1 protein-coding gene is annotated in these 223 nt (G+C 68.2%); it reads right to left on the bottom strand.

Annotation, left to right across the window (positions count from 1 at the left end; translation table 11 throughout):
• The coding region (locus I8N66_RS29005; protein WP_291161400.1) for a flavin reductase family protein at positions 1 to 187 on the bottom strand (187 nt) is incomplete at its 3' end.
• Between the last annotated feature and the right edge of the window lie 36 nt (positions 188 to 223).

The following is a 223-nucleotide window of genomic DNA, read 5'->3' as shown; positions in this document are numbered from 1 at the left end:
TGTCCGGTTCGTCGTGCAGGCTCGTGGTGCCGACCGCATGGGTCAGCACCGCCTGGGTCGCGGTTGGAACCTGGATGCAAAACAGGCCCGCCTCCTCTGCCAGGCTACGGGTGCGGGTGGCACTGTCGAGCACGACGGTCAGCTTCGGCGGATCATAGTCGAGGGCGCAGGCCCAGGCCGCTGCCATCACGTCTTCCACCCCAGCATGGCGGGCGGAGACCAG

The organism is Ensifer sp. SSB1 (genome assembly GCF_016652895.1).
In the GTDB taxonomy this organism is placed as follows: Bacteria; Pseudomonadota; Alphaproteobacteria; order Rhizobiales; family Rhizobiaceae; genus Ensifer.
The sequence above is the reverse complement of the archived record's forward strand: the minus strand, read 5'-3'. Positions and strand labels throughout refer to the sequence as shown.